Consider the following 22800-nt stretch of genomic DNA (forward strand, 5'->3'; position numbering starts at 1 on the left):
GTCTGTTCGGGGAGGGCAGCGTGATTCGAGTACTGGTGGCCGAAGACCACACCATCGTCCGTGAGGGCATCAAGCAACTGATCGGCATGGCCAAGGACCTGCAGGTGGTGGGCGAGGCCACCAACGGCGAGCAGTTGCTCGAAACCCTGCGCCATGTGCCCTGCGAGGTGGTCCTGCTGGACATCTCCATGCCCGGCGTCAACGGCCTGGAGGCCATCCCGCGGATCCGCGCGCTGAACGATCCGCCGGCGATCCTCATGCTGTCCATGCACGACGAGGTGCAGATGGCCGCCCGCGCGCTGAAGATCGGCGCCGCCGGCTACGCCACCAAGGACAGCGACCCGGCGCTGCTGCTCACCGCCATCCGCAAGGTCGCCAGCGGCGGCCGCTACATCGACCCGGAACTGGCCGACCGCATGGTCTTCGAGGTCGGCCTGACCGACTCGCGGCCGCCCCACGCGCTGCTCTCCGAGCGCGAGTTCTCGGTGTTCGAACGCCTGGTCAAGGGCGAGGGCGTCAACGAGATCGCCCAGCACCTGGCGGTCAGCAGCAAGACCATCAGCACCCACAAGGCGCGGCTGATGCAGAAGCTCGGCGCGCATTCGGTGGCCGACCTGGTCAAGTATGCCGTGGAGCACAAGCTGGTCTGAGCCGGTGCGCGGCGGGGCGATTCGCCGATGCTTATGTGAGTCCCTTCCGGTTTTTGCAACGCCCGGCTACCTCGCCGGCTGGCGAAAGGGAATCATTGCCCGCTCAGTGGGGTACTTCATCAGAACAAGGAGAAGAAGGATGTTGTTGCGAGCGGTACGGGGCGGGCTGCTGGCCGGCCTGCTGGGGACTGTCGCCACGCCGGCGCTGGCGGACTACGTGACAGTGATTTCCTTCGGTGGGGCCAACAAGGCGGCCCAGGAGAAGGCCTTCTACGAACCCTTCAAGGCGGCCACCGGCACGGCGGTGGTGCATGGTTCCTACAATGGCGACCTGGACAAGCTCAGGCAGATGGTGGAGATCAGCCATGTGTCCTGGGACGTGGTCGAGGTGGAGGCGCCGGAGCTGGCGCGCGGCTGCCAGGAGGGCCTGTTCCAGAAGCTCGACCAGCGCCTGATCGGCGACCCCGCCGACTTCGTGCCCGGCGCGGTGCAGCCCTGCGGCGTCGGCATCTTCGTCTGGACCACCCTGCTGGCCTACAACCAGGACAAGCTGCAGGGCAAGCCCCAGGGCTGGGCCGATTTCTGGGACCTGAAGAAATTCCCCGGCAAGCGCGGCCTGCGCTGGGGCGCCAAGTACAGCCTGGAGTTCGCCCTGATGGCCGACGGCGTGGCGCCCAAGGACGTCTACCAGGTGCTGGGCACCCCGGGCGGCGTCGACCGCGCCTTCCGCAAGCTCGACGAGATCAAGCCGAGCATCCACTGGTGGAAGTCCGGCCAGGACCCGGTGCGCGACCTGTCCGACGGCACCGTGGTCATGAGCTCGGCCTACAACGGCCGCATCGCCGCGGCCCAGCCCGAGCAGAAGGGCCTGCGCATGGCCTGGGCCGGCGGCATCTACGACTTCGACTTCTGGGCGTTGCCGTCCGGGGCGTGGAAGAAGGAGCTGGCGGAGAAGTTCATCGCCTTCGCCAGCCAGCCCGAGCAGCAGAAGGTCTATGCGCAGAACATCGCCTACGGCCCGACCAACCGCAAGGCGGTGGAGCAGCTCGACCCGCAGGTGGCCGCCAACCTGCCCACCGCGCCGCGCAACATGGCCGACGCCCTGGGCATGAACGTGGCCTTCTGGGCCGAGCATGGCGATGCCCTGGAGAAGCGCTTCCAGGACTGGGCCAAACGCTGAGAACCTGCCTACGATCTGCTGCGCGTCGGCATGACTGCGTTAAGAACAGGCGAGCGATGCTCATTTAGCGGCCTGAACTCCGCTCACTCGCCTGTTCCCGCCTTGTCCTGCTCTAGCTCGCGAGATCGTAGACAGGCTCCAGGTCGCTTTCGGATATGCCGGTGTCGCAGTCAATGCGACGCCGGCTTTCTGCGACTGATAGCCACACTTTTCGTGTAGGGATCGCCCTACAGACGATCCTCTTCTACCCTTATAGCAAGTTCTCTTCCCGCCCGATTTGCGCGCGCTGCAGGCTTCTCTAGTCTTGCTTCACGGCAACTTCTTACAAATACAAAAGGTGCGGTTATGGCCGAGACTCAGGCGAACGATGTGCTGGTGAGCTTCCGTGGCGTCCAGAAGAGCTACGACGGCGAGACGCTCATCGTCAAAGACCTCAACCTGGATATTCGCAAAGGCGAATTCCTCACCCTGCTGGGGCCGTCCGGTTCCGGCAAGACCACCAGCCTGATGATGCTGGCCGGTTTCGAAACCCCCACCTCCGGCGAGATCCAGCTGGCCGGCCGCTCCATCAACAACGTCCCCCCGCACAAGCGCGACATCGGCATGGTGTTCCAGAACTATGCCCTGTTCCCGCACATGACCGTGGCGGAGAACCTGGCCTTCCCGCTTTCCGTGCGCGGCATGAGCAAGACCGACGTGGCCGAGCGCGTCAAGCGCGCGCTGTCCATGGTCCAGCTCGACGCCTTCGGCGGGCGCTACCCGGCGCAGCTCTCCGGCGGCCAGCAGCAGCGCGTGGCCCTGGCCCGGGCGCTGGTCTTCGAGCCGCAGCTGGTGCTGATGGACGAACCCCTGGGTGCGCTCGACAAGCAGCTGCGCGAGCACATGCAGATGGAGATCAAGCACATCCACCAGCGCCTGGGCGTGACCGTGGTCTACGTGACCCACGACCAGGGCGAGGCGCTGACCATGTCCGACCGCGTGGCGGTGTTCCACCAGGGCGAGATCCAGCAGATCGCCCCGCCCCACGAACTCTACGAACACCCGCGCAACTCCTTCGTGGCCAACTTCATCGGCGAGAACAACCGCATCGCCGGGCAACTGGCGAGCCACGAGGGCGAGCGCTGCGTGGTGACCCTGGCGCGTGGCGAGAAGGTCGAGGCGCTGGCGGTGAACGTCGGCCAGCCCGGCGACCCCGTCAGCCTGTCGATCCGTCCCGAGCGGGTGCGCCTGAACGGGCACAGCGAAAGCTGCGTGAACCGCTTCTCCGGCCGTGTGGCCGAGTTCATCTATCTTGGCGACCACGTGCGCATCCGCCTGGAGGTTTGCGGCCGCACCGATTTCTTCGTCAAGCAGCCGATCGCCGAGCTCGACCCTGCGCTGAGCGTGGGTGATGTGGTACCGCTGGGCTGGGCCGTGGAGCACGTGCGTGCCCTCGACCCGCTGTCGGCGGCCTGATTCGAAGAAAAACAAACCAGCACACTGTGGAGAGAAGAATAATGTCGAAGTCCCCGTTCCACCCGTCGAAGGCCGGCCTCAAGCTCGCCGCGCTGACCCTCGGCCTGGCTTGCGCCGCGCAGTCCATGGCGGCCACCGATCTGACCGTGATCTCCTTCGGCGGCGCCAACAAGGACGCCCAGACCAAGGCCTTCTACCAGCCCTTCGAGAAGGCCACCGGCAACAAGATCGTCGCCGGCGAGTACAACGGCGAGATGGCCAAGGTGAAGGCCATGGTCGACACCAACAGCGTGACCTGGGACCTGGTCGAGGTGGAATCGCCGGAACTGGCCCGCGGCTGTGACGAAGGCATGTTCGAGGAAATCGACCCGGCCATCCTCGGCAAGGCCGAGGACTACGTCCCGGGCGCCGTGAGCAACTGCGGCGTCGGCTTCTTCGTGTGGTCCACCGTGCTGGCCTACAACGCCGACAAGCTCAAGACCGCCCCCACCGGCTGGGCCGACTTCTGGGACCTGAAGAAGTACCCGGGCAAGCGCGGCCTGCGCAAGGGCGCCAAGTACACCCTGGAATTCGCCCTGATGGCCGACGGCGTCGCGCCCAAGGACGTGTACAAGGTGCTGGCCACCAAGGAAGGCCAGGACCGCGCCTTCAAGAAGCTCGACGAGATCAAGCCGAGCATCCAGTGGTGGGAAGCCGGCGCCCAGCCGCCGCAGTACCTCGCCTCCGGTGACGTGGTGATGAGCTCGGCCTACAACGGCCGCATCGCCTCGGTGCAGAAGGAAAGCAACCTGAAGGTCGTGTGGAACGGCGGCATCTACGACTTCGATGCCTGGGCCATCCCGAAAGGCGACAAGAAGAAAGAAGAAGCCCTGAAGTTCATCGCCTTCTCGGTCAAGCCCGAGCAGCAGAAGATCTACGCCGAGAACATCGCCTACGGCCCGGTGAACAAGAACACCGTGAGCCTGCTGGACAAGAGCGTGCAGGCCAACATGCCGACCACCCCGGAAAACATCGCCAACCAGGTGGGCATGGACGTGACCTTCTGGGCCGACTACGGCGAGCAGCTGGAACAGCGCTTCAACGCCTGGGCCGCCAAGTAAGGCAGGCCCCGCCGCCCGCCCGGGCGGCAACCGCGGCAGCGATGCCACGGCCCGCAGGCCCTGCGGGCCGTTCCCGCCGGGAAAAGCTCCCGGCGCGGCGGCGCTCGCCGTGACACACCCGATACACCACACCTTGGCCGCCCTCGCGGGCGGCCCGTTTTACCGGAGTTCGCTATGGCCACCGCTGTGTCCTTGAACGAGGTCGCCGGCCCCACCCTGAAGCAGCGCCTGGCGCGTGCGGAGCGGATGAATCGCCTGAAATCCCAGGCGTTGGTCCTGCCGCTGCTGCTGTTCCTCCTGCTGACCTTCCTGGTGCCGATCGCCGCGCTGCTCTACAAGAGCGTGTACAACCCCGAAGTGGTCGGCTCGCTGCCCAAGACGGTCAACGCCATCACCACCTGGGACGGCAAGTCGCTGCCGCCGGACGCGGTCTACCAGGCCCTGAGCGAAGACCTCTACGCCGCGCGCAAGAACCAGACCATCGGTGACCTCTCCAAGCGCCTGAACATGGAACTGGCCGGCTACCGCAGCCTGATGGCCAAGACCGCCCGCGCCCTGCCGTTCAAGGAGCAACCGGCTTCCTACAAGGACGCCATGGAGACCATCGACGAGCGCTGGGGCGACCCGGCCTACTGGCAGGTGATCCGCCGCAACGCCAGCAGCATCACCCCCTATTACCTGCTCGCGGCCCTCGACCACCGCATCGACGACCTCGGCGAGCTGGCCCCGGCCACCCCGGACCAGTCCATCTACCTGGACATCTTCGCCCGCACCTTCTGGATGGGCGCGGTGATCACCGTCATCTGCCTGCTGCTGGCCTACCCGCTGGCCTACTTGCTGGCCAACCTGCCGACGCGCAAGAGCAACCTGCTGATGATCCTGGTGCTGCTGCCGTTCTGGACCTCCATCCTGGTGCGCGTGGCGGCCTGGATCGTGCTGCTGCAGTCCGGCGGGCTGATCAACGGCGCGCTGCTCAAGCTGGGCCTGATCGACCAGCCGCTGCAACTGGTGTTCAACCGCACCGGCGTGTACATCGCCATGGTGCACATCATGCTGCCGTTCATGATCCTGCCGATCTTCAGCGTGATGAAGAGCATCTCGCCCAGCTACATGCGCGCGGCCATCTCCCTGGGCAGCCACCCGTTCGGCGCCTTCTGGAAGGTCTACTTCCCGCAGACCGTGGCCGGCGTCGGGGCCGGTTGCCTGCTGGTGTTCATCCTGTCGATCGGCTACTACATCACCCCGGCCCTGCTGGGCAGCCCGAACGACCAGATGGTCAGCTACTTCGTCGCCTTCTACACCAACACCACCATCAACTGGGGCATGGCCACGGCCCTGGGCGGCCTGCTGCTGTTCGCCACCCTGGTGCTGTACGTGATCTACGGCTGGCTGGTGGGCGCGAGCCGCCTGCGCCTGAGCTGAGGAGAGAAAGACGATGCTGAGTCCCTACATGTCCCCGGTCGAGCGCCTGTGGTTCTACACCCTGCGCATCCTCTGCGGCCTGGTGCTGCTGTTCCTGGTGCTGCCGGTGCTGGTGATAGTGCCGCTGTCGTTCAACTCCGGCACCTTCCTGGTCTACCCGCTGCAGGGCTTCTCGCTGCGCTGGTACGCCGACTTCTTCCACAGCGCCGAATGGATGCGCTCGCTGACCAACAGCATGATCGTGGCCCCGGCGGCCACCTTCCTGGCGATGGTCTTCGGCACCCTGGCGTCGATCGGCCTGACCCGCGGCGAGTTCCGCGGCAAGGCCCTGGTGATGAGCCTGGTGATCTCGCCGATGGTGGTCCCGGTGGTGATCATCGGTGTGGCCGCCTACCTGTTCTTCGCCCCGCTGGGCCTGGGCAACAGCTACATCTCGCTGATCATCGTGCACGCGGTGCTGGGCGTGCCCTTCGTCATCATCACGGTGTCGGCGACCCTGCAGGGCTTCAACCAGAACCTGGTGCGCGCCGCCGCCAGCCTGGGCGCGCCGCCGCTGCTGACGTTCTTCAAGGTGACCCTGCCGCTGATCGCCCCCGGGGTGATCTCCGGCGCGCTGTTCGCCTTCGCCACCTCGTTCGACGAAGTGGTGGTGACGCTGTTCCTCGCCGGCCCCGAGCAGGCCACCCTGCCGCGGCAGATGTTCAGCGGCATCCGCGAGAACCTCAGCCCGACCATCGCCGCCGCGGCGACCCTGCTGATCGGCTTCTCGGTCCTGCTGCTGCTGACCCTGGAATGGCTGCGCGGCCGCAGCGAGAAACTGCGTACCGCCCCCTCCACCTGATCCGCCGCTCCTACGCCGCAGGCGGGGACGGCTTTTCGTAGGATGGCGTTGAGCGAAGCGATACCCATCACTGCAACCGCATGGGTTTCGCAAGCTCAACCCATCCTACGAAAAGCGCCTCGGCGCAGCTTGCAAGACAGTTGCTCCTACAACCATCGCCTCGATCCCCCTCGCTCGCTCCGAGCGGCTACAATGCGCGCCATCCGTGATTCCGCCCACAGAGGTGCGCCATGCAAGCCTACGCCATCGCCCCGTCGATTCTCTCCGCCGACTTCGCCCGCCTGGGCGAGGACGTGGACAAGGTGCTCGCCGCCGGCGCCGACATCGTCCACTTCGACGTGATGGACAACCACTACGTGCCGAACCTGACCATCGGCCCGATGGTCTGCTCGGCGCTGCGCAAGTATGGCGTCACCGCGCCCATCGACGTGCATCTGATGGTTTCCCCGGTGGACCGCATCATCGGCGACTTCATCGAGGCCGGCGCCACCTACATCACCTTCCACCCGGAAGCTTCGCAGCACATCGACCGCTCCCTGCAACTGATCAGGGACGGCGGCTGCAAGGCCGGCCTGGTGTTCAACCCGGCCACCTCGCTGGACGCGCTCAAGTACGTGATGGACAAGATCGACATGGTCCTCCTGATGAGCGTGAACCCCGGCTTCGGCGGGCAGAAGTTCATCCCCGGCACCCTCGACAAGCTGCGCGAGGCGCGCGCGCTGATCGACGCCTCCGGCCGCGACATCCGCCTGGAGATCGACGGCGGGGTGAACGTGAAGAACATCCGCGAGATCGCCGCGGCGGGCGCCGACACCTTCGTCGCCGGCTCGGCCATCTTCAACGCCCCCGACTACGCCGAGGTCATCCGCGCCATGCATGCCGAGCTGGCGCAGGTCGGCAAGTGATGAGCGCTGCCCAAGCGCTGTTCGCCGGGCGCCTGCCGCGCCTGGTGATGTTCGACCTGGACGGCACCCTGGTGGACTCGGTGCCGGACCTGGCCGCCGCGGTGGACAAGGCCCTGATCGGTATGGGCCGCGCGCCCGCCGGGCTGGAGCAGGTGCGCCACTGGGTCGGCAACGGCGCCCGGGTGCTGGTGCGCCGCGCCCTGGCCGGCGGCATCGAGCATGAAGGCGTTAGCGAGGAAGATACCGAGCGCGCCCTGGCGCTGTTCATGGACGCCTACGCCGACAGCCACGCGCTCACCGAGGTCTACCCCGGTGTGGTGGACACCCTGAAATGGCTGAAGAAACAGGGCGTGGAACTGGCGCTGATCACCAACAAGCCCGAGCGCTTCGTCGCTCCGCTGCTGGACGAGATGGGCCTGGGCAAGTTCTTCCGCTGGATCGTCGGCGGCGACACCCTGCCGCAGCAGAAGCCCGACCCGGCCGCGCTGCTGTTCGTGATGAAAGCCGCGGGCGTTGCGCCCGGCGAGGCGCTGTTCGTCGGCGACTCGCGCAACGACGTGCTGGCCGCCAAGGCCGCCGGGGTGCGCAGCGTCGGCCTGACCTACGGCTACAACCACGGCCGGCCGATCGCCGAGGAGCAGCCGAGCCTGGTGCTGGACGACCTGCGCCAACTGCTGCCTTGCTTCGACCCGGGCAAAGCGATAGTGTTGCCGGACGACGGTTCCAACCCCGCCCATCGAGACTCCAACGTGCTGGACACGGCTCCCCGCAAACTCTGGATGAAAGTCATCAAGGCCCTGGCCCGCTGGCGCTGGCGCGCCTGACATTCCTCCGGCCGGATCTCCCGGCGCCCGTTTGCCACTGCCCGTTCCACCTCCTCGCACGAGACCGCTCATGAACCGCGACGCATTCCAGCGGCTGGCCGCCGAAGGCTACAACCGCATCCCCCTGACCTGCGAAACCCTCGCCGACTTCGACACCCCGCTGTCGATCTACCTGAAGCTCGCCGACGGCGCCAACAGCTACCTGCTGGAATCGGTGCAGGGCGGCGAGAAGTGGGGCCGCTACTCCATCATCGGCCTGCCGTGCCGCACCGTGCTGCGGGTGTACGGCCACAACGTGAGCATCAGCGTCGACGGCGTGGAAAGCGAGCGCTTCGACTGCGAGGACCCGCTGGCCTTCGTCGAGCAGTTCAAGGAGCGCTACCGCGTACCGACCCTGCCGGGCCTGCCGCGCTTCAACGGCGGCCTGGTCGGTTACTTCGGCTACGACTGCGTGCGCTACGTCGAGCCGCGCCTGGCGCAGTGCCCGAACCCGGACCCGCTGGGCAACCCGGACATCCTGCTGATGGTCTCCGACGCCGTGGTCGTCTTCGACAACCTGGCCGGCAAGCTGCACGCCATCGTCCTCGCCGACCCGGCCGAGGCGGACGCCTACGACAAGGGCCAGGCGCGTCTGGAGGAACTGCTGCAGCGCCTGCGCCAGCCGATCACTCCGCGCCGGGGCCTGGATTTCGCCGCGGTCAACGCGCCCGAGCCGCAGTTCCGCGCCAGCTTCACCCGCGAGGACTACGAGCGCGCGGTGGACACCGTCAAGGAATACATCCTGGCCGGCGACTGCATGCAGGTGGTGCCCTCGCAACGCATGTCCATCGACTTCAAGGCCGCGCCCATCGACCTGTACCGCGCGCTGCGCTGCTTCAACCCGACGCCCTACATGTACTTCTTCAACTTCGGCGACTTCCACGTGGTGGGCAGCTCGCCGGAAGTGCTGGTGCGCGTGGAGGACGGCGAGGTCACGGTGCGCCCGATCGCCGGCACCCGCCCGCGCGGCGCCACCGAGGAAGCCGACCGCGCCCTGGAGCAGGACCTGCTGTCCGACGCCAAGGAAATCGCCGAGCACCTGATGCTCATCGACCTGGGCCGCAACGACGTCGGCCGCGTGTCGCAAACCGGCTCGGTGAAGGTCACCGAGCAGATGGTCATCGAGCGCTACTCCAACGTCATGCACATCGTTTCCAACGTCAACGGCCAGCTCAAGCCCGAGCTGAGCGCCATGGACGCCCTGCGCGCGATCCTGCCGGCCGGCACCCTGTCCGGCGCGCCGAAGATCCGCGCCATGGAAATCATCGACGAGCTGGAGCCGGTCAAGCGTGGCGTCTACGGCGGCGCGGTGGGCTACCTGGCGTGGAACGGCAACATGGACACCGCCATCGCCATCCGCACCGCGGTGATCAAGAACGGCGAACTGCACGTGCAGGCCGGCGGCGGCATCGTCGCCGACTCGGTGCCGGCGCTGGAGTGGGAAGAAACCATCAACAAGCGCCGCGCGATGTTCCGCGCGGTGGCCCTGGCCGAACACACCGCGCGCCTCGAAGACTGAGCGCTGCTGCCGTAATGCAGAACGCCGTTTCTCCGGGAGGGGAAACGGCGTTTTCGTTGGTGCCCGCAGTTTTCCCGTAGGAGCGGACCTTGTCCGCGATGGTTGAGCCCGTGCCGGGCAATCGCGGATAAATCCGCTCAGGAAGCACGGCTTTTCGTAGGATGGCGTTGAGCGAAGCGATACCCATCACCACGACAGCATGGGTATCGCAAGCTCAACCCATCCTACGGAGGGCACCTCGGCGCAAGACTGTTGCTCCTACGATGCGAGCGCGGCATTTCGCTCACCCCATCACGCCTGCTGTCCCGCCCGGCGCCGGGCCAGGGCGGCATCCGCCAGGCTGGCGCGCTGCTCGACGTAGGCCGCCAGGTGATCCACCGCCACGTACTGCATGGCCTTGTGGCTGTCGTCCAGGGTGGTCACCGGCAGGGCGATGCGTCCGCAGGCCAGGGCCTTGCCGAAGTTCTCCCGGTTGAGGTTGCGGAACCAGCGCTCGCGCACCTGCTCCAGGGGCACCAGCACGTCGCCGAAGATCTGGTAGACCAGCGCCACGGTTTCCTGGCGTGGCGCCGGTTGGGTGTCGGAGTTCGACGGCAGCATGGCTTCCTCCTGCTTGCGGTTGTCGTTCGATGGAGGAAATATAGCTTTTGTTGTTTTTTCTGGCAATCGCTGTTCGCCCGGCTTTCCTTCGCGCAGAAGAAACCCCGCGGCGGCGGGGTTGGGGAGGGCTCAGCGAACCAGCGTGGGCGCGCGGCGATGGCGCACCGTCGACCACCAGAACACCCAGCCGATGATGCTCAGCTGGCTGGCCTGGATGGCCTGGGCGTCGTATTCCTCGTCGCCGTACTCGTCGCGGTTGAAGCTGCGCAGGCGGATGCCGCCGCCGGGCAGGCGGTAGAGGAACTTCACCCGCAGCATGCCCTCGTGCTCCAGGGCGTAGATCTCGCCGTCGGTGATGTGCGTCGTCGCCGTATCGATGCCGATGGTGGAGCCATCCATGATCAGCGGCTCCATGCTGTTGCCGGTGAGCTGGGCGCAGATGGCCGCGTCCGGGTCGACCCCGGCGGCGCGCAGGGTGGCGTAGGAGAAGCGCAGCTTGCGCCCCTCGATCTGGCGCACCGCGGTGCGCCCGGCGCCGGCGGACATTTCCACTTCCTTGTACAAGGGCAGTTCCACCTCGTCTTCGTCCAGCGGCGTGCTGCTGTCCCAGGGATGCAGCGGTTCCAGGCGCAGCGGGCTGCCGTCGGCCGGTGGCGTGGCGGCCTGCGGCGAGCCCTCGCCGGTGCCCAGCCAGACCGGCGAGACGCCCAGGGCCGCGGCGATCTCGATCAGCTTGCGGGTGCTCTGGGCCTTGCCGGCGGTCAGCTTGTGGATGGTGTTCTGCGAGACCCCGGCCGCTTCGGCGAGGCTCTCCTGCTTGAGGTTGCGCGCGGCCATGGCCTGCTTGAGGCGCTCGGCGAGCGTGGAGGGGCGGGCTGTGCTGTTCATGGCGGCACTCTACCGCCCGTCCCGGGAAAGTGTAAATAGCTTTGGTGTTGACTATAAATAGCTTTGGTTGTAGTTTTTTCCTTCGCCGGCCTTCTGAAGGTTGTTTCCGAGCCGGCGGCGGACGCGATCCGACACGAGGGTGCCGGCGCCTCCGTCTTCCGCGGCAGGGAAGCCGTGGGTTGCCTGCGGCCCGTGCGTCACGGGGCAGGCTGACGGCGGAAGCGGGCGAGGAGCGCACCGCTTCCGCGCGGCGAGTGGCGTCCACCTGGGCGCCACGCATCGACAAACAGCACGCGAATGACCTGGCAGCGCGGCCGCGGGATGGCACGCGCAGGGCGGGTCGTCGCCCGGAGAAAAGCATGAACGCACCAGCGCAACACCACGGGGAGGTCGCCCATGGCTGATCTCGCCGATTACGCCAACGACCTGGCCCTGGAACGCCTCGACGCCCTGCTGGCGGCACGGCGCGGCAACGAGCCGGAGCCAGCCGCCGCCGACTGCCAGGTCTGCGGCGAGCCCATCCCCGAGGCCCGCCGCCTGGCGGTGCCCGGCTGCAACCGCTGCCTGGACTGCCAGGCCCTGGACGAACTGGAACGGCGCCGCTGAAGGCGCGGGAGGCAAACGTGATCAAGCCGATCGATGAAATGCTCAGGCTCTGGGCCGAGGAAATGCACAGCCCGGGCGTGGCCGGTGGCGGCTATGCCGGCGGCAACCTGCTGGCGCTGATGATCGCCAACAAGGGCGAGATGATCCGCGGCACCCGCGGCAGCCGGGTACTGCTCGACCGCGTCGCCGAGCTGGACCTGATCGTCAACGGCCTGCCCGAGCAGCAGAAGCAGGTGGTCAGCGAACACTACCTGAACCGCGACAGCGAACCCGAGCAGAAGTACCGCCACTGCCGCTGCAGCCGCAACACCTTCTACCTGCGCCTGCACGTGGCGCACCAGAGCATCCAGGCCCGCCTGCTGCGCCGCGTGGCCTGACCCCGCCAAGCCCGGCCCCCGCGCCGGGCTTTCTCCACCCATGCGCCGCTGCGCTATGCTCGCGGCCATGGACAGCACCTCCCTCACCCTGCGCCCCGCGAGCCCGGCCGATACCGAGGCGATCCTGCGGATACTCGGCGAAACCTACGAAACCACCTGGAAACCCCAACTGACCGCCGAGGCGCGAGCGCGCTTCGAAGCGGCAGGGCGCACCCGCGCCTACGTCCAGGCGCGCCTCGGGCATTTCCACCTGGCCTGCCTGGGCGGCGAGGTCGTCGGCCTGGTCGACTGGCGCGACGACTTCATCGATGCCCTGCATGTCTCGCCCCGCGCCCAGCGCGCCGGCGCCGGCAGCGCCCTGCTGCGCTTCGCCGAACGGCGGATGGCCGTGGCCGGCCATGCGCAGGCGCGCCTGGAGACCGACACCTTCAACAGTCAGAGCCGCGCCTTCTACGCCAGGCACGGCTACGCCGAAATCGACTTCTACCCCGACGAGGAATGGCACAGCGGCTTCACCACGGTGCTGCTGAGCAAGCCCCTGGGCTGAATCGCGGTGCATCGCCGGTGCGTTGCCGGTGCATTGCCCACCTATTGTGGTGCCAGGGCGGAAATGCCTTGTCCGGCCGGGAATCGGGGGGTACAAAGTCATCAATCTTGCAAAGGTGCGTCCCCAGGGAGCACCGCTGAAAACCTCGTCGAGCCCGGCCCCAGCGCCGGGCTTTTTCGTTTCCGCTGCCCGCTTCCGCGGCCTGCGGCCGTAATCCCCGGCTGGCTGATAGCCGCCGGTTCCGCCCGCCGGCGCGGGCGTTTGTCTTCAAGGTGAACCCATGGGCAATGAACCCGAGATGCCGCTGTGGGTATCGATCCTGCTGGCCGCCGTGGGCGGCATCAGCGGTGAGATGTGGCGGGCCGACAAGGCCGGCCTGGGCGGCTGGGGGCTGCTGCGGCGCCTGGCGTTGCGCTCCGGCGCCTCGATCGTCTGCGGCGTGGCGGTGATGTTCCTGGCCCTGGCCTGCGGCGCCTCGCTGCTGCTCAGCGCCGCCGTCGGCAGCCTGACCGCGGCGGCCGGCGCCGAGATCGCCGTCGGCCTCTACGAACGCTGGGCGGCCCGCCGCCTGGGTGTCTGCCAATTGAGCGACAGCGACCACGAGCGTCGCTGAACGAATCCATCGGAAACAGGGAGGCGCCATGCCTGACCAGGAGTTGACCCTCGAAAGCCTGCTGGCCGCCGTCGAACAGCGGCTGCGCGCGGTACTGCCGGAGGCCGTGCAGATACTGCGCGGCCCACTGGGCACGGCCACCCCGCAGCTACCCGCGCTGCTGCTGGAATACGCCGCGCTGGCGCCGGGCCGCGACCCCGGCACCGGCGAGACGGCGCTGCTGTGCCGGCTGCAGGCACGCCTGCTGCTGCAGCGCGACGACGCCGAGGCGGAAGTGCTGGCGCTGCAGCTGGCTTCGCTGATCGCCGTCCTGCTGCGTGCGCAGACCTGGGACCTGCCGCTGGAGCCGGCCGGCTTCGTCCAGGCCCGGCCCGAGGCCAGCGAGGCCTACCGCGTCTGGCTGCTGGAGTGGGACCAGCCGCTGCTGCTGGGTACGCCGGAATGGCCCTGGGAGGACCAGCCGCCGGGCTCGCTGCTGCTGGGCATCGAGCCGCAGACCGGCCCCGGCCACGAGGCCGACTACTTCGCCCCGGAGGACCTGGCATGAATCCGACCTACGTGAGCGCCGAGCACGACCGCATGCTCGCCTCGCTGATCGTGCCCTGCGTGGTGGTGGCCGTGGACCTGGCCGCCGCCAAGGTGCGGGTGCGCAATGGCGACTGGACCAGCGCCTGGGTGCGCTGGCACGCCCAGGGAGCAGGCCCGGCGCGGCACTGGCGGGCGCCGGGCATCGGCGAACAGGGCGTATTGCTCAGCCCGTCCGGGGTGCTGGCCATGGGCACCTTCGTGCCCGGCCTGTACGGCGACGCCGGCACCCCGGCGGACAGCCGCGACCACGTCGAGACCTGGCGCTTCGCCGACGGCGGCAGCCTGAGCTACGACTGGGCGGCGCACAGCTACAGCATCGAGCTGCCCAGCGGCAGCGTCACGGTGAAGGTGGGTGGGGCGCAGGTACTGGTCAGCGATTCCAGCGTGACGGTCAAGGCCGGGCAGATCAGCCTGCAGGGCGAGGTGGCCATCCAGGGCAACCTGGCGGTGCAGGGCAACGTCACCAGCAGCGGCTCGATCATGGACACCACCGGCAACAGCAACCACCACACCCACTGAACCGCCACTTTCATCCACAGGCCCGCCACGTGCGGGCCTCTTCGTTTCTGGAGAACAGCATGGGCAAGCACAACCGCCCGCCACAGGGGAGGGCGCGGCCATGATCGGCATGGACAGGCGCAACGGCCAGCCCCTGGGCGGCCTGGCGCACCTGAAACAATCCATCGAGGACATCCTCAGCACGCCCCTGGGCAGCCGGCGCATGCGCCCGGAGTACGGCAGCCAGCTGCGGCGCATGGTCGACCTGCCGCTCAGCGAAGGCTGGAAAAGCGCGGTGCAGGCCGAGGTCGCCCGTTCCCTCGGGCGCTGGGAGCCGCGCATCCGCCTGCAATCGGTGAAGGTCAGCGCGGTGCTCGATGGCCGCGTCAGCCTGCTGTTGAGCGGGCTCTACCAGGGTGACGGTTTCCAGCTGGAGGTGCAGGCATGAGCATCATCGACCTGTCGCAGCTGCCGCCGCCGGATGTGGTGGAAAGCCTGGACTTCGAGAGCCTCTACCAGGAGCTGCTGGAAGCCTTCCGCGCGGCCATGGGCGAAGGCTGGGACGCCGCGCTGGAGTCCGATCCGGTGGTCAAGCTGCTGGAGCTGGCGGCCTATCGCGAGCTGCTGCTGCGCGCCCGCATTAACGATGCCGCGCGGGCAGTGATGCTTGCCTACGCCACGGGCAGCGACCTCGAGCAACTGGCCGCCGGCTACAACGTGGCGCGCCTGGTGATCCAGCCCGCCGATCCGTCGGCGGTGCCGCCGCTGGAGGCGCTGCTGGAGAGCGACGACTCGCTGCGCAACCGCACCCAGCTGGCGTTCGACCAACTCTCGGTGGCCGGGCCGCGCAATGCCTACGTGGCCTTCGCGCTGGGCGCCGACGGGCGCATCGCCGATGTCTCGGCGATCAGCCCCGCGCCCTGCGAGGCGCTGATCAGCGTGCTGTCCCGCGAAGGCGATGGCAGTGCTACCGAGGATATCCTCGAAGCGGTGCGCCTGGCGCTGTCCGACGAGGACGTGCGGCCGGTGGGCGACCGCGTCACCGTGCAGTCGGCGAGCATCGTCGACTACCGGGTGGAGGCGGTGCTCTACATCTACCCGGGGCCCGAGGCCGAGCTGATCCGCCAGGCGGCAGAAGCCTCGCTGCAAGGCTACATCGCTACCCAGCGCCGGCTCGGCCGCGACATCCGCCGCTCGGCGCTGTTCGCCGCGCTGCACGTGGAGGGCGTACAGCGCGTGGAGCTGGCGCAACCGGCCGCCGACGTGGTGCTGGACGCCACCCGGGCCGCCTATTGCACCGGCTACGCCATCAGCGTGGGAGGCTCCGATGAGTAGCCGGCTGCTGCCCAGCAACGCCACGCCGCTGGAACGGGCGCTGGCCGACGTGCAGGTGAGCGACCTGCCGATCCCGCTGCGCGAGCTGATGGACCCGCAGCGCTGCCCGCTGGCGCTGCTGCCCTACCTGGCCTGGGCCTGGTCGGTGGACCGCTGGGACCCGGACTGGGCCGAGCCGGTGAAGCGCAAGGCGATAGCTGCGGCGTTCCGCATCCACCAGCACAAGGGCACCATCGCCGCGCTGCGCCGGGTGATCGAGCCGCTGGGCTACCTGATCGAGGTGATCGAGTGGTGGCAGGGCACGCCCATGGGCGAGCCGGGCACCTTCCGCTTGCGCATCGGCGTGCTCGACAGCGGCATCAGCGAAGCCATGTACCAGGAGGTGGAGCGCCTGATCGACGACGCGAAGCCGCTGACCCGCCACCTCATCGGGCTGGACATCAGCCTGGAAACCCAGGGGCCGATCTACGTCGGCTCCGGCCAATACGACGGCGACATCACCACCGTCTACCCCTATCTCCCGGACGTCATCGAGACCCGCGGCGGCTACGGCCTGCCCGGCCGGGAACACACCATCGACCAACTGAGCGTCTACCCATGGCCGTGACCTACTACGCACTCCTGACCACCGTCGGTGCCGGCAAGCTGGCGAATGCCACTGCGCTGGGCACCACCCTGAAAATCACCCAGCTGGCCGTCGGCGACGGCGGCGGCAACGTCCCGACCCCGGACGCCAGCCGCACCGCGCTGGTCAACGAAGTCCGCCGCGCGCCGCTGAACCAACTGAGCGTCGACCCGGCCAACGCCGCGCAGATCATCGCCGAACAGGTCATCCCCGAGGACGTCGGCGGCTGGTGGATCCGCGAGATGGGCCTGTACGACGAGGCCGGCGCACTGATCGCCTACGCCAACTGCGCGCCGTCCTACAAGCCGCAACTGGCCGAAGGCAGCGGCCGCACCCAGACCGTGCGCATGGTGCTGATCGTCAGCAACACCGCTTCGGTGGAGCTGAAGATCGATCCGAGCGTGGTGCTGGCTACCCGCGAGTACGTGGATAGCGCCATCGTCAGCGCGATGAACAAGCTGGACCAGAAGCAGTCGGTGCGTGCGGCGACCACCGCGAATATCACCCTGAGCGGCTTGCAGACGCTGGATGGCGTGGCGCTGGCTGCTGGCGACCGGGTGCTGGTGAAGAACCAGACCAACGCGCCGGACAACGGCATCTACCTGGCGGCCAGCGGCGCCTGGAAGCGTGCGGGCGATGCGGATGCAAGCGCCGAGGTAACGCCGAACCTGACTGTTGCGGTGGAGGAGGGCAGTACCCAGGCGGACAGTATCTGGCAGCTCACCACCAATGCCCCGATCGTGCTGGGGACCACTGCGCTGGTGTTCCAGAACATCACTACCGGGCTGGCGCCGCTGGCTTCGCCGGTGTTTACCGGGAATCCGACGGCGCCGACGGCGGCGCAGTTCGATAATGATACTTCGTTGGCGACTACTGCGTTTGTGCAACGGGCCTTGGGAAGTTTCGCAGGTGTAAATACCTATAGTGGTAGCCAGACACTGTCTGCTGTTGATGTTGGAAAAGTCGCAAGCTTCAGTCTATCGGTCAATGCGACAGTCACTCTGCCTAGTACAACTTCGTTCCCCGATGGAGCGACTCTGAGCGTATTCAACGCCTCGCAAAACTTTTCCATCACGTTGGCTGGACCAATTGCCGGGCCAACAAGCGAGACTCGAGTGATTACGGGCCAGGGAATAAGGCAGTTCTGCAAGATGGGCGCTTCCTGGGTTGCCTACTCGGGTGAGAGCCTATCTCTATTGGCTCCGACGGGCTATCAGCGTCTGCCCTCTGGCCTGATTCTGCAGTGGGGAGCTTTTTCCTTGGGGGCTGCGGCGGGTGCCAGTCAGAATATTTTGTTCCCTGTCGCTTTCCCAAATACAGGGCTCGCTGTATGGACAGGAGTCATCAATGCAGCTTTTGACATGATTGGTTCTTCTGCTCTGACTAAGACCGGGGTGTTGATTGCCAAAGGCAATTCGGATACCTCGGACCGAAGCGGGTATTGGTTTGCGATCGGATACTAGGGGCTATGAAATGATCTATTTCAGTGAAAGCGAAAGTGGCTTTTACCTATCCGATATTCACACGATGATTCCTGCGGACGCGATAGAGATTAGCCAAGAGCGGTACGAGGAGCTTCTCAGAGGGCAATCCGCAGGGCTTCATTTAGTTAGTCAGAGTGGAGCTCCGTTGCTCCAAATCCCGGTTCTTGATACGAGCACTGGCGCTATCCATACGAGGATCGCTGCTAGACGGTGGTATGAGGAAACGAGGGGTATTGTCGTAGATTCCATAACGCTCAGCACCGAGCGAGAGAGTCAGTCTCAATTGCTCGGGATAGCGTTGTTGGCTGCTTTCGACCCGAGCTACAGCTGTAGTTGGAAATGCAGTAGTGGATTCGTCGAGCTCAATGCCCAACAAGTTCTGGCTATAGCGAAGGCTGTCCGCGCCCACGTCCAGGCCTGTTTCGACCGCGAAGCCGAACTCCTGGCCCATCTGGAAGCTGGCACCTTCGAGGAATCCATGCTCGACCAGGGCTGGCCCGCCTGAGCCAACGCCCATCGCAATTCAGCCCACCGCACCCGCGGCCCGGGCCAACCAAGCAACCGCCTACCGGCGGTTTTTTTATGTCTGGAGAAAACCCTATGAGCTTCTTTCACGGCGTTACCGTGACCAACGTCGACGTCGGCGCGCGCACCATCGCGCTGCCGTCGTCCTCGATCATCGGCCTGGTGGATACCTTCACCCCGGGCGCTCCGGCCAGCGCCGAGCCGGACGTGCCGGTGCTGCTGACCAGCCTGCGCGAGGCGGCCGCCGCCTTCGGCGTGGGCTCGGCGATCTACAAGGCCTGCACCGCCATCTTCACCCAGGCCTCCGCCGTGGTCGTCGCGGTGGGTGTGGCCGAGGTCGAGGACCCGGCGCAGCAGACCTCGGCGATCATCGGCAGCGTCACCGAGTCCGGCCAGCGCACCGGCCTGCAGGCGCTGCTCGACGGCAAGTCGCGCTTCAACGCCCAGCCGCGCCTGCTGGTGGCGCCGAAGCATTCCGCCACCGAGGCCGTGGCCACCGCCATGGACGCCCTGGCCGGCAAGCTGCGCGCCATCGCCATCGTCGACGGGCCGAACAGCACCGACGAGGCGGCCATCGCCTATGCCGGCGAGTTCGGCAGCAAGCGCGTGTACCTGGTCGACCCCGGCGTGCAGTACTGGGACACCGAGGCCAGCGCGACCGCCGACGCCCCGGCCTCGGCCTACGCCGCCGGGCTGTTCGCCTGGACCGACGCCGAGTATGGCTTCTGGTCCTCGCCGTCGAACAAGGTGTTCACCGGCATCACCGGCACCACCCGCCCGGTGGAGTTCCTCGATGGCGACGCGACCTGCCGCGCCAACCTGCTGAACAACGCCAACGTCACCACCATCATCCGCGACGACGGCTACCGCCTGTGGGGCAACCGCACCCTGTCCAGCGACCCGAAGTGGGCCTTCGTGACCCGCGTGCGCACCCTCGACATGGTGATGGACGCCATCCTCGCCGGGCACAAATGGGCGGTCGACCGCGGCATCACCAAGACCTACGTCAAGGACGTCACCGAGGGCCTGCGCGCCTTCATGCGCGACCTGAAGAACCAGGGCGCGGTGATCGACTTCGAGGTCTACGCCGACGCGGAACTCAACACCGCCAGCCAGCTGGCCCAGGGCAAGGTGTACTGGAACATCCGCTTCACCGACGTGCCGCCCGCCGAAAACCCCAACTTCCGCGTGGAAGTCACCGACCAGTGGCTCACCGAAGTCCTCGACGCCTAAGGAGCAACACCCATGATTCCGCAAACCCTGAGCAACACCAACCTGTTCGTCGACGGCGTCAGCTTCGCCGGTGACGTGCCGTCGCTGACCCTGCCCAAGCTGAGCATCAAGACCCAGGACTACCAGGCCGGCGGCATGGACGCGCCCATCGCCCTGGACATGGGCCTGGAGAAGATGGAGGCGAAGTTCTCCACCAACGGTGCCCGGCGCGAGGCGCTGAACTTCTTCGGCCTGGCCGACCAGAGCGGCTTCAACGGCGTGTTCCGCGGCTCCTTCAAGGGCCAGAAGGGCGACGCCGTACCGGTGATCGCGACCCTGCGCGGCATGCTCCAGGAAGTCGACCCGGGCGACTGGAAGGTCGGCGAGCTGGCCGAGTTCAAGTTCAACGTGGTGGTCAGCTACTACAAGCTGGAGGTCGACGGCCGCGAGGTCTTCGAGATCGACCCGCTGAACTCGGTGCGCCGCATCAACGGCGTCGACCAGCTGGCCGCGCTGCGCGGCCACCTCGGCCTGTGAGGTGCGCGCCATGACCCAAGCACAACCGGCCTGGCTCAGCCTGGGCGCCGACGCCGCCACCGTGCGCCTGTCGCGCCCGGCGCAATGCAACGGCGTCAGCGTCGACAGCCTGACCCTGCGCGCCCCCACGGTGCGCGACATCCGCCTGGCCACCCGTGTCGGCGGCGATGCGGAGGAGCGCGAGCTGCAACTGTTCGCCTCCCTCGCCCAGGTCAGCGCCCAGGACCTGGAGGGGCTCAAGCTCAGCGACTACCAGCGGCTGCAGAACGCCTACTTTCGCCTGGTGCGCGAAGACGGCGACGAACCCGGCGCGGATGCGTGAGCTGGCGCGGCGCCTGGCCCGCGAACTGGGCTTCGGCGCCGCCGACCTCGACGGCATGAGCCAGGGCGAACTGCTCTGGTGGCTGGGCGAGGACGCTGCCTGAGGGCGCGGGAGCGGCGTGCATGCGCCGCTCCCGCCTTTGATGGATGGAATGAGCGATGAGCGAGAAACAGAAGATCAGCATCGTGCTCGGCGGGGTGCTCGACGCCAGTTTCGGGGCGGTCGTGGCGGACGCCAAGGCGCGTGTGGAAGCGCTCCGGCGCGGCAGCGAGCGTGCCTTCGACCTCCAGGGCCTGGTCGGCGAAACCCGCGACCTGCAGGCGGAATACCTGCGCCTGCAGCGCATCGGCGACGCCCAGGCGGGCACGACCCTGCGGGCACTGGAAGGCAACCTGGCGCTGCTCAAGCGGCAAGGCCTGGAGGTGGGCAACCTGTCGAAGCTGTATGAGCGCCTGGGCCGCAGTGTGCGTGGCAGCGAACTCAGGGCCCGGGGTTGGGAGCAGTTGGAGAGCGCCGGCCGCCGCTTCGGCGAGCTGGGCAGGTTCGGCAGCGCCATGGGCGTGCCCATCGGTATCGCCGCGGACTATCAGGAACGCATCCGCGCCCTGGCGATCCGTGGCGGTATCGCCGGCACCGCGCAGGAACGGCAGCTGTCGCAACGGGTGCAGGAAAGCGCGCAAGGCAGCGGGATGAGCCGGGACGACAGCGCGAGCCTGCTCGCTGCGCTGATGGACAGCGGCATGCGGCAGCAGGATGCCCAGGCGCTCCTGCCGCTGGCGGCGAAATTCGCCCGCAGCCAGGGCGCCGGGCTCGACGACACCGCGGCGCTGCTGCGCAGCCTGCAGGTGAAGGCCAGGCTCGATACCCCCGCCGAGTTGGCGAAGACGCTGGACTCCCTGGCCTTCCTCGGCCAGCAGGGCGAGTTCGAGACGGCGGACCTGGCGCGTCACCTGCCGGAACTGTTGTCCAGGGCGCGTCCGCGAAAGGGGCAGGGCAGCAAGGCTGTCGTCCGCCTGGGGGCCATGCTGGAACTGCAGATGCGCAAGAGCGGTTCGCCCGAAGAGGCAGCCGAAAGGGTGGGCAAAGGGCTCAAGGGCCTGCTGCCGGCCACGGGCGGCGGGGAGGAGTTGCGGCGCCTGCAAGCGCAGGCCCTGAAGGCCAGTGGAGTGGTCGACAGCCTTCTCCGCCAGCGCAATGACACGACCTCGGCCCGCATCGGTGCGGCGCGGGCATCCAGCGAGACGCTGCTGGGAGCCGTCGGCGATGCGCTCGTGCCCTATGTGGACCCCGCGCTGGAGGTAGGCTCCGAGGCTTTCCGCCGTGGGACGCAACTGGTCAACGAGAACCCCGGCGTGGTGGCTTCGGCGGTGGGCCTGTTCGGCGCCTACAAGGGTGGCCGGGCGCTGTTCGAAGCGGGGCGCGGCGCCGTGAACCTGGCGCGGGGCGGCCTGCTCGGTGCGCGAGCCGGGAAGCTGCCGGAGATCGCGCTGCGCACAGGCAACACGGTGAGTGGAGTGCCCGCCGTGCTCGACGCGGCCGGCCAGGGCGGCGCCCAGCTGGCCCGCGGCGGTCGCCTGCTGCTGCGCGGTGCCGTACCGCTGAGTGCCGGGCTGGCTGTACTGGGCGCCGTGCAGACCTATGCCAGCGACGGCTCCGCCCAACAGAAGGGCGAAGGCTATGGCGGTGCCGCCGGCGCCCTGGTGGGAACCGCGCTGGGCGCCGCCGTGGGCTCGATAGTCCCGGTGGTGGGCACGGCCATCGGCGGTGCGCTCGGCGGCCTGCTGGGCGAGAAGCTGGGCGGCTGGGGCGGCGGCAAGCTCGGTGCCTGGCTGGGCAAGGAGAGTGCAGCGGCGAAGGCCGAGGCCGCCAGTGCGCCCGAAGCGAAGCTGCCTCCCGCCGCGCCAGCGATACCGCCGGTGCAGAACTGGCACTTCTCCCCGCAGATCACCCTGAACGTCGGCGGCGGTCTGTTCGAGCCGCGCCTGCTGGCCGAGCAGCTGCTGCCGCAACTGCGCCGGCTGCTCGACGAATTCAACAGCCGCCAGCGCAACGACAGCCTGTTCGACCTGCCGAGGCTCTGAACGGCGACATGACCAATGAGGAGCCAG

Annotated in this window: 26 protein-coding genes; 24 read left to right on the forward strand and 2 right to left on the reverse strand. The window is 67.6% G+C overall.

Annotated elements, in window-relative coordinates; translation table 11 throughout:
- Nucleotides 1-20: 20 nt before the first annotated feature.
- The 9 genes from QSJ95_RS05870 to trpE all read left to right on the forward strand — a co-directional run bounded on the left by QSJ95_RS05870 (nt 21) and on the right by trpE (nt 9935).
- Nucleotides 21-650, forward strand: a complete 630-nt coding sequence (locus tag QSJ95_RS05870; RefSeq protein WP_009615596.1) for a response regulator — start codon at nt 21-23, stop codon at nt 648-650.
- 142 nt (nt 651-792) lie between these two features.
- Nucleotides 793-1830, forward strand: coding sequence for an ABC transporter substrate-binding protein (locus QSJ95_RS05875; RefSeq protein ID WP_141679871.1), 1038 nt, complete (start codon nt 793-795; stop codon nt 1828-1830).
- A 345-nt stretch (nt 1831-2175) separates the two neighbouring features.
- Nucleotides 2176-3285, forward strand: coding sequence for an ABC transporter ATP-binding protein (locus QSJ95_RS05880; protein WP_009615598.1), 1110 nt, complete (start codon nt 2176-2178; stop codon nt 3283-3285).
- 41 nt (nt 3286-3326) lie between these two features.
- A complete protein-coding gene (locus QSJ95_RS05885) occupies nt 3327-4385 on the forward strand; it encodes an ABC transporter substrate-binding protein (RefSeq protein ID WP_043319244.1) in 1059 nt (352 codons plus the stop codon).
- Nucleotides 4386-4559: 174 nt separating this feature from the next.
- The gene (locus tag QSJ95_RS05890) at nt 4560-5807 is read left to right on the forward strand and encodes an ABC transporter permease (RefSeq protein ID WP_009615600.1); all 1248 of its coding nucleotides are present in this window, start codon (nt 4560-4562) and stop codon (nt 5805-5807) included.
- Between the two features lie 13 nt (nt 5808-5820).
- Nucleotides 5821-6648 carry an ABC transporter permease gene (locus tag QSJ95_RS05895; protein WP_058487620.1) on the forward strand — a complete coding sequence of 276 codons (828 nt, stop codon included), beginning with the start codon at nt 5821-5823 and terminating at the stop codon, nt 6646-6648.
- Between the two features lie 230 nt (nt 6649-6878).
- On the forward strand, nt 6879-7553 hold the full coding sequence (rpe, locus tag QSJ95_RS05900; protein WP_285640762.1) for a ribulose-phosphate 3-epimerase: 675 nt from the start codon (nt 6879-6881) through the stop codon (nt 7551-7553).
- The gene (locus QSJ95_RS05905; RefSeq protein ID WP_043269269.1) at nt 7553-8377 is read left to right on the forward strand and encodes a phosphoglycolate phosphatase; all 825 of its coding nucleotides are present in this window, start codon (nt 7553-7555) and stop codon (nt 8375-8377) included. The genes rpe and QSJ95_RS05905 overlap by 1 nt, the downstream gene beginning before the upstream one ends.
- 70 nt (nt 8378-8447) lie before the next feature.
- Nucleotides 8448-9935: an anthranilate synthase component I gene (gene trpE / locus QSJ95_RS05910; RefSeq protein WP_285640765.1), complete on the forward strand. Its 1488-nt coding sequence runs from the start codon at nt 8448-8450 to the stop codon at nt 9933-9935.
- A gap of 291 nt (nt 9936-10226) precedes the next feature.
- Here trpE and QSJ95_RS05915 read toward each other — a convergent pair whose 3' ends face one another.
- Together QSJ95_RS05915 and QSJ95_RS05920 are read right to left on the reverse strand one after the other, a co-directional pair.
- Nucleotides 10227-10535 carry a pyocin activator PrtN family protein gene (locus QSJ95_RS05915; RefSeq protein ID WP_043319249.1) on the reverse strand — a complete coding sequence of 103 codons (309 nt, stop codon included), beginning with the start codon at nt 10533-10535 and terminating at the stop codon, nt 10227-10229.
- A gap of 129 nt (nt 10536-10664) precedes the next feature.
- Entirely contained in the window at nt 10665-11423 is a 759-nt protein-coding gene (locus QSJ95_RS05920; RefSeq protein WP_043269263.1) for an XRE family transcriptional regulator, read from the reverse strand.
- Between the two features lie 396 nt (nt 11424-11819).
- On the opposite strand from QSJ95_RS05920, the gene QSJ95_RS05925 reads away from it, so the two are divergent.
- The 15 genes from QSJ95_RS05925 (at nt 11820) to QSJ95_RS05995 (ending at nt 22773) form a co-directional block, all read left to right on the forward strand.
- Nucleotides 11820-12029 (forward strand): TraR/DksA C4-type zinc finger protein, encoded by a 210-nt coding sequence (locus tag QSJ95_RS05925; protein WP_043269261.1) that lies wholly within the window; start codon nt 11820-11822, stop codon nt 12027-12029.
- Between the two features lie 17 nt (nt 12030-12046).
- Nucleotides 12047-12406 carry a PA0613 family protein gene (locus tag QSJ95_RS05930; RefSeq protein ID WP_009615611.1) on the forward strand — a complete coding sequence of 120 codons (360 nt, stop codon included), beginning with the start codon at nt 12047-12049 and terminating at the stop codon, nt 12404-12406.
- A gap of 40 nt (nt 12407-12446) precedes the next feature.
- Nucleotides 12447-12953, forward strand: coding sequence for a GNAT family N-acetyltransferase (locus QSJ95_RS05935; RefSeq protein ID WP_285640775.1), 507 nt, complete (start codon nt 12447-12449; stop codon nt 12951-12953).
- Between the two features lie 280 nt (nt 12954-13233).
- Nucleotides 13234-13566 (forward strand): phage holin family protein, encoded by a 333-nt coding sequence (locus QSJ95_RS05940; protein WP_256514084.1) that lies wholly within the window; start codon nt 13234-13236, stop codon nt 13564-13566.
- 28 nt (nt 13567-13594) lie between these two features.
- Entirely contained in the window at nt 13595-14113 is a 519-nt protein-coding gene (locus QSJ95_RS05945; RefSeq protein ID WP_058073258.1) for a hypothetical protein, read from the forward strand.
- The gene (locus QSJ95_RS05950; protein ID WP_285640782.1) at nt 14110-14673 is read left to right on the forward strand and encodes a phage baseplate assembly protein V; all 564 of its coding nucleotides are present in this window, start codon (nt 14110-14112) and stop codon (nt 14671-14673) included. The genes QSJ95_RS05945 and QSJ95_RS05950 overlap by 4 nt, the downstream gene beginning before the upstream one ends.
- 100 nt (nt 14674-14773) lie before the next feature.
- Nucleotides 14774-15100 carry a GPW/gp25 family protein gene (locus QSJ95_RS05955; RefSeq protein ID WP_285640784.1) on the forward strand — a complete coding sequence of 109 codons (327 nt, stop codon included), beginning with the start codon at nt 14774-14776 and terminating at the stop codon, nt 15098-15100.
- Nucleotides 15097-15987, forward strand: coding sequence for a baseplate assembly protein (locus QSJ95_RS05960; RefSeq protein ID WP_043319259.1), 891 nt, complete (start codon nt 15097-15099; stop codon nt 15985-15987). Before QSJ95_RS05955 ends, QSJ95_RS05960 begins: the two co-directional genes overlap by 4 nt.
- Entirely contained in the window at nt 15980-16594 is a 615-nt protein-coding gene (locus tag QSJ95_RS05965) for a phage tail protein I (protein ID WP_256514087.1), read from the forward strand. The genes QSJ95_RS05960 and QSJ95_RS05965 overlap by 8 nt, the downstream gene beginning before the upstream one ends.
- On the forward strand, nt 16585-18075 hold the full coding sequence (locus QSJ95_RS05970) for a phage tail protein (protein WP_285640788.1): 1491 nt from the start codon (nt 16585-16587) through the stop codon (nt 18073-18075). The genes QSJ95_RS05965 and QSJ95_RS05970 overlap by 10 nt, the downstream gene beginning before the upstream one ends.
- A 10-nt stretch (nt 18076-18085) precedes the next feature.
- Complete coding sequence (locus tag QSJ95_RS05975; RefSeq protein WP_285640790.1) at nt 18086-18601, forward strand: DUF4376 domain-containing protein; 516 nt, start codon at nt 18086-18088, stop codon at nt 18599-18601.
- A gap of 95 nt (nt 18602-18696) precedes the next feature.
- Complete coding sequence (locus tag QSJ95_RS05980) at nt 18697-19854, forward strand: phage tail sheath subtilisin-like domain-containing protein (protein WP_285640792.1); 1158 nt, start codon at nt 18697-18699, stop codon at nt 19852-19854.
- A 12-nt stretch (nt 19855-19866) separates the two neighbouring features.
- A complete protein-coding gene (locus QSJ95_RS05985) occupies nt 19867-20370 on the forward strand; it encodes a phage major tail tube protein (protein WP_069862263.1) in 504 nt (167 codons plus the stop codon).
- Between the two features lie 10 nt (nt 20371-20380).
- On the forward strand, nt 20381-20692 hold the full coding sequence (locus QSJ95_RS05990; protein ID WP_009615639.1) for a phage tail assembly protein: 312 nt from the start codon (nt 20381-20383) through the stop codon (nt 20690-20692).
- A gap of 158 nt (nt 20693-20850) precedes the next feature.
- Complete coding sequence (locus QSJ95_RS05995; RefSeq protein ID WP_285640796.1) at nt 20851-22773, forward strand: phage tail tape measure protein; 1923 nt, start codon at nt 20851-20853, stop codon at nt 22771-22773.
- Nucleotides 22774-22800 lie beyond the last annotated feature (27 nt).

This window comes from Pseudomonas sp. NBRC 100443, assembly GCF_030268185.1.
In the GTDB taxonomy this organism is placed as follows: domain Bacteria; phylum Pseudomonadota; class Gammaproteobacteria; order Pseudomonadales; family Pseudomonadaceae; genus Pseudomonas; species Pseudomonas citronellolis.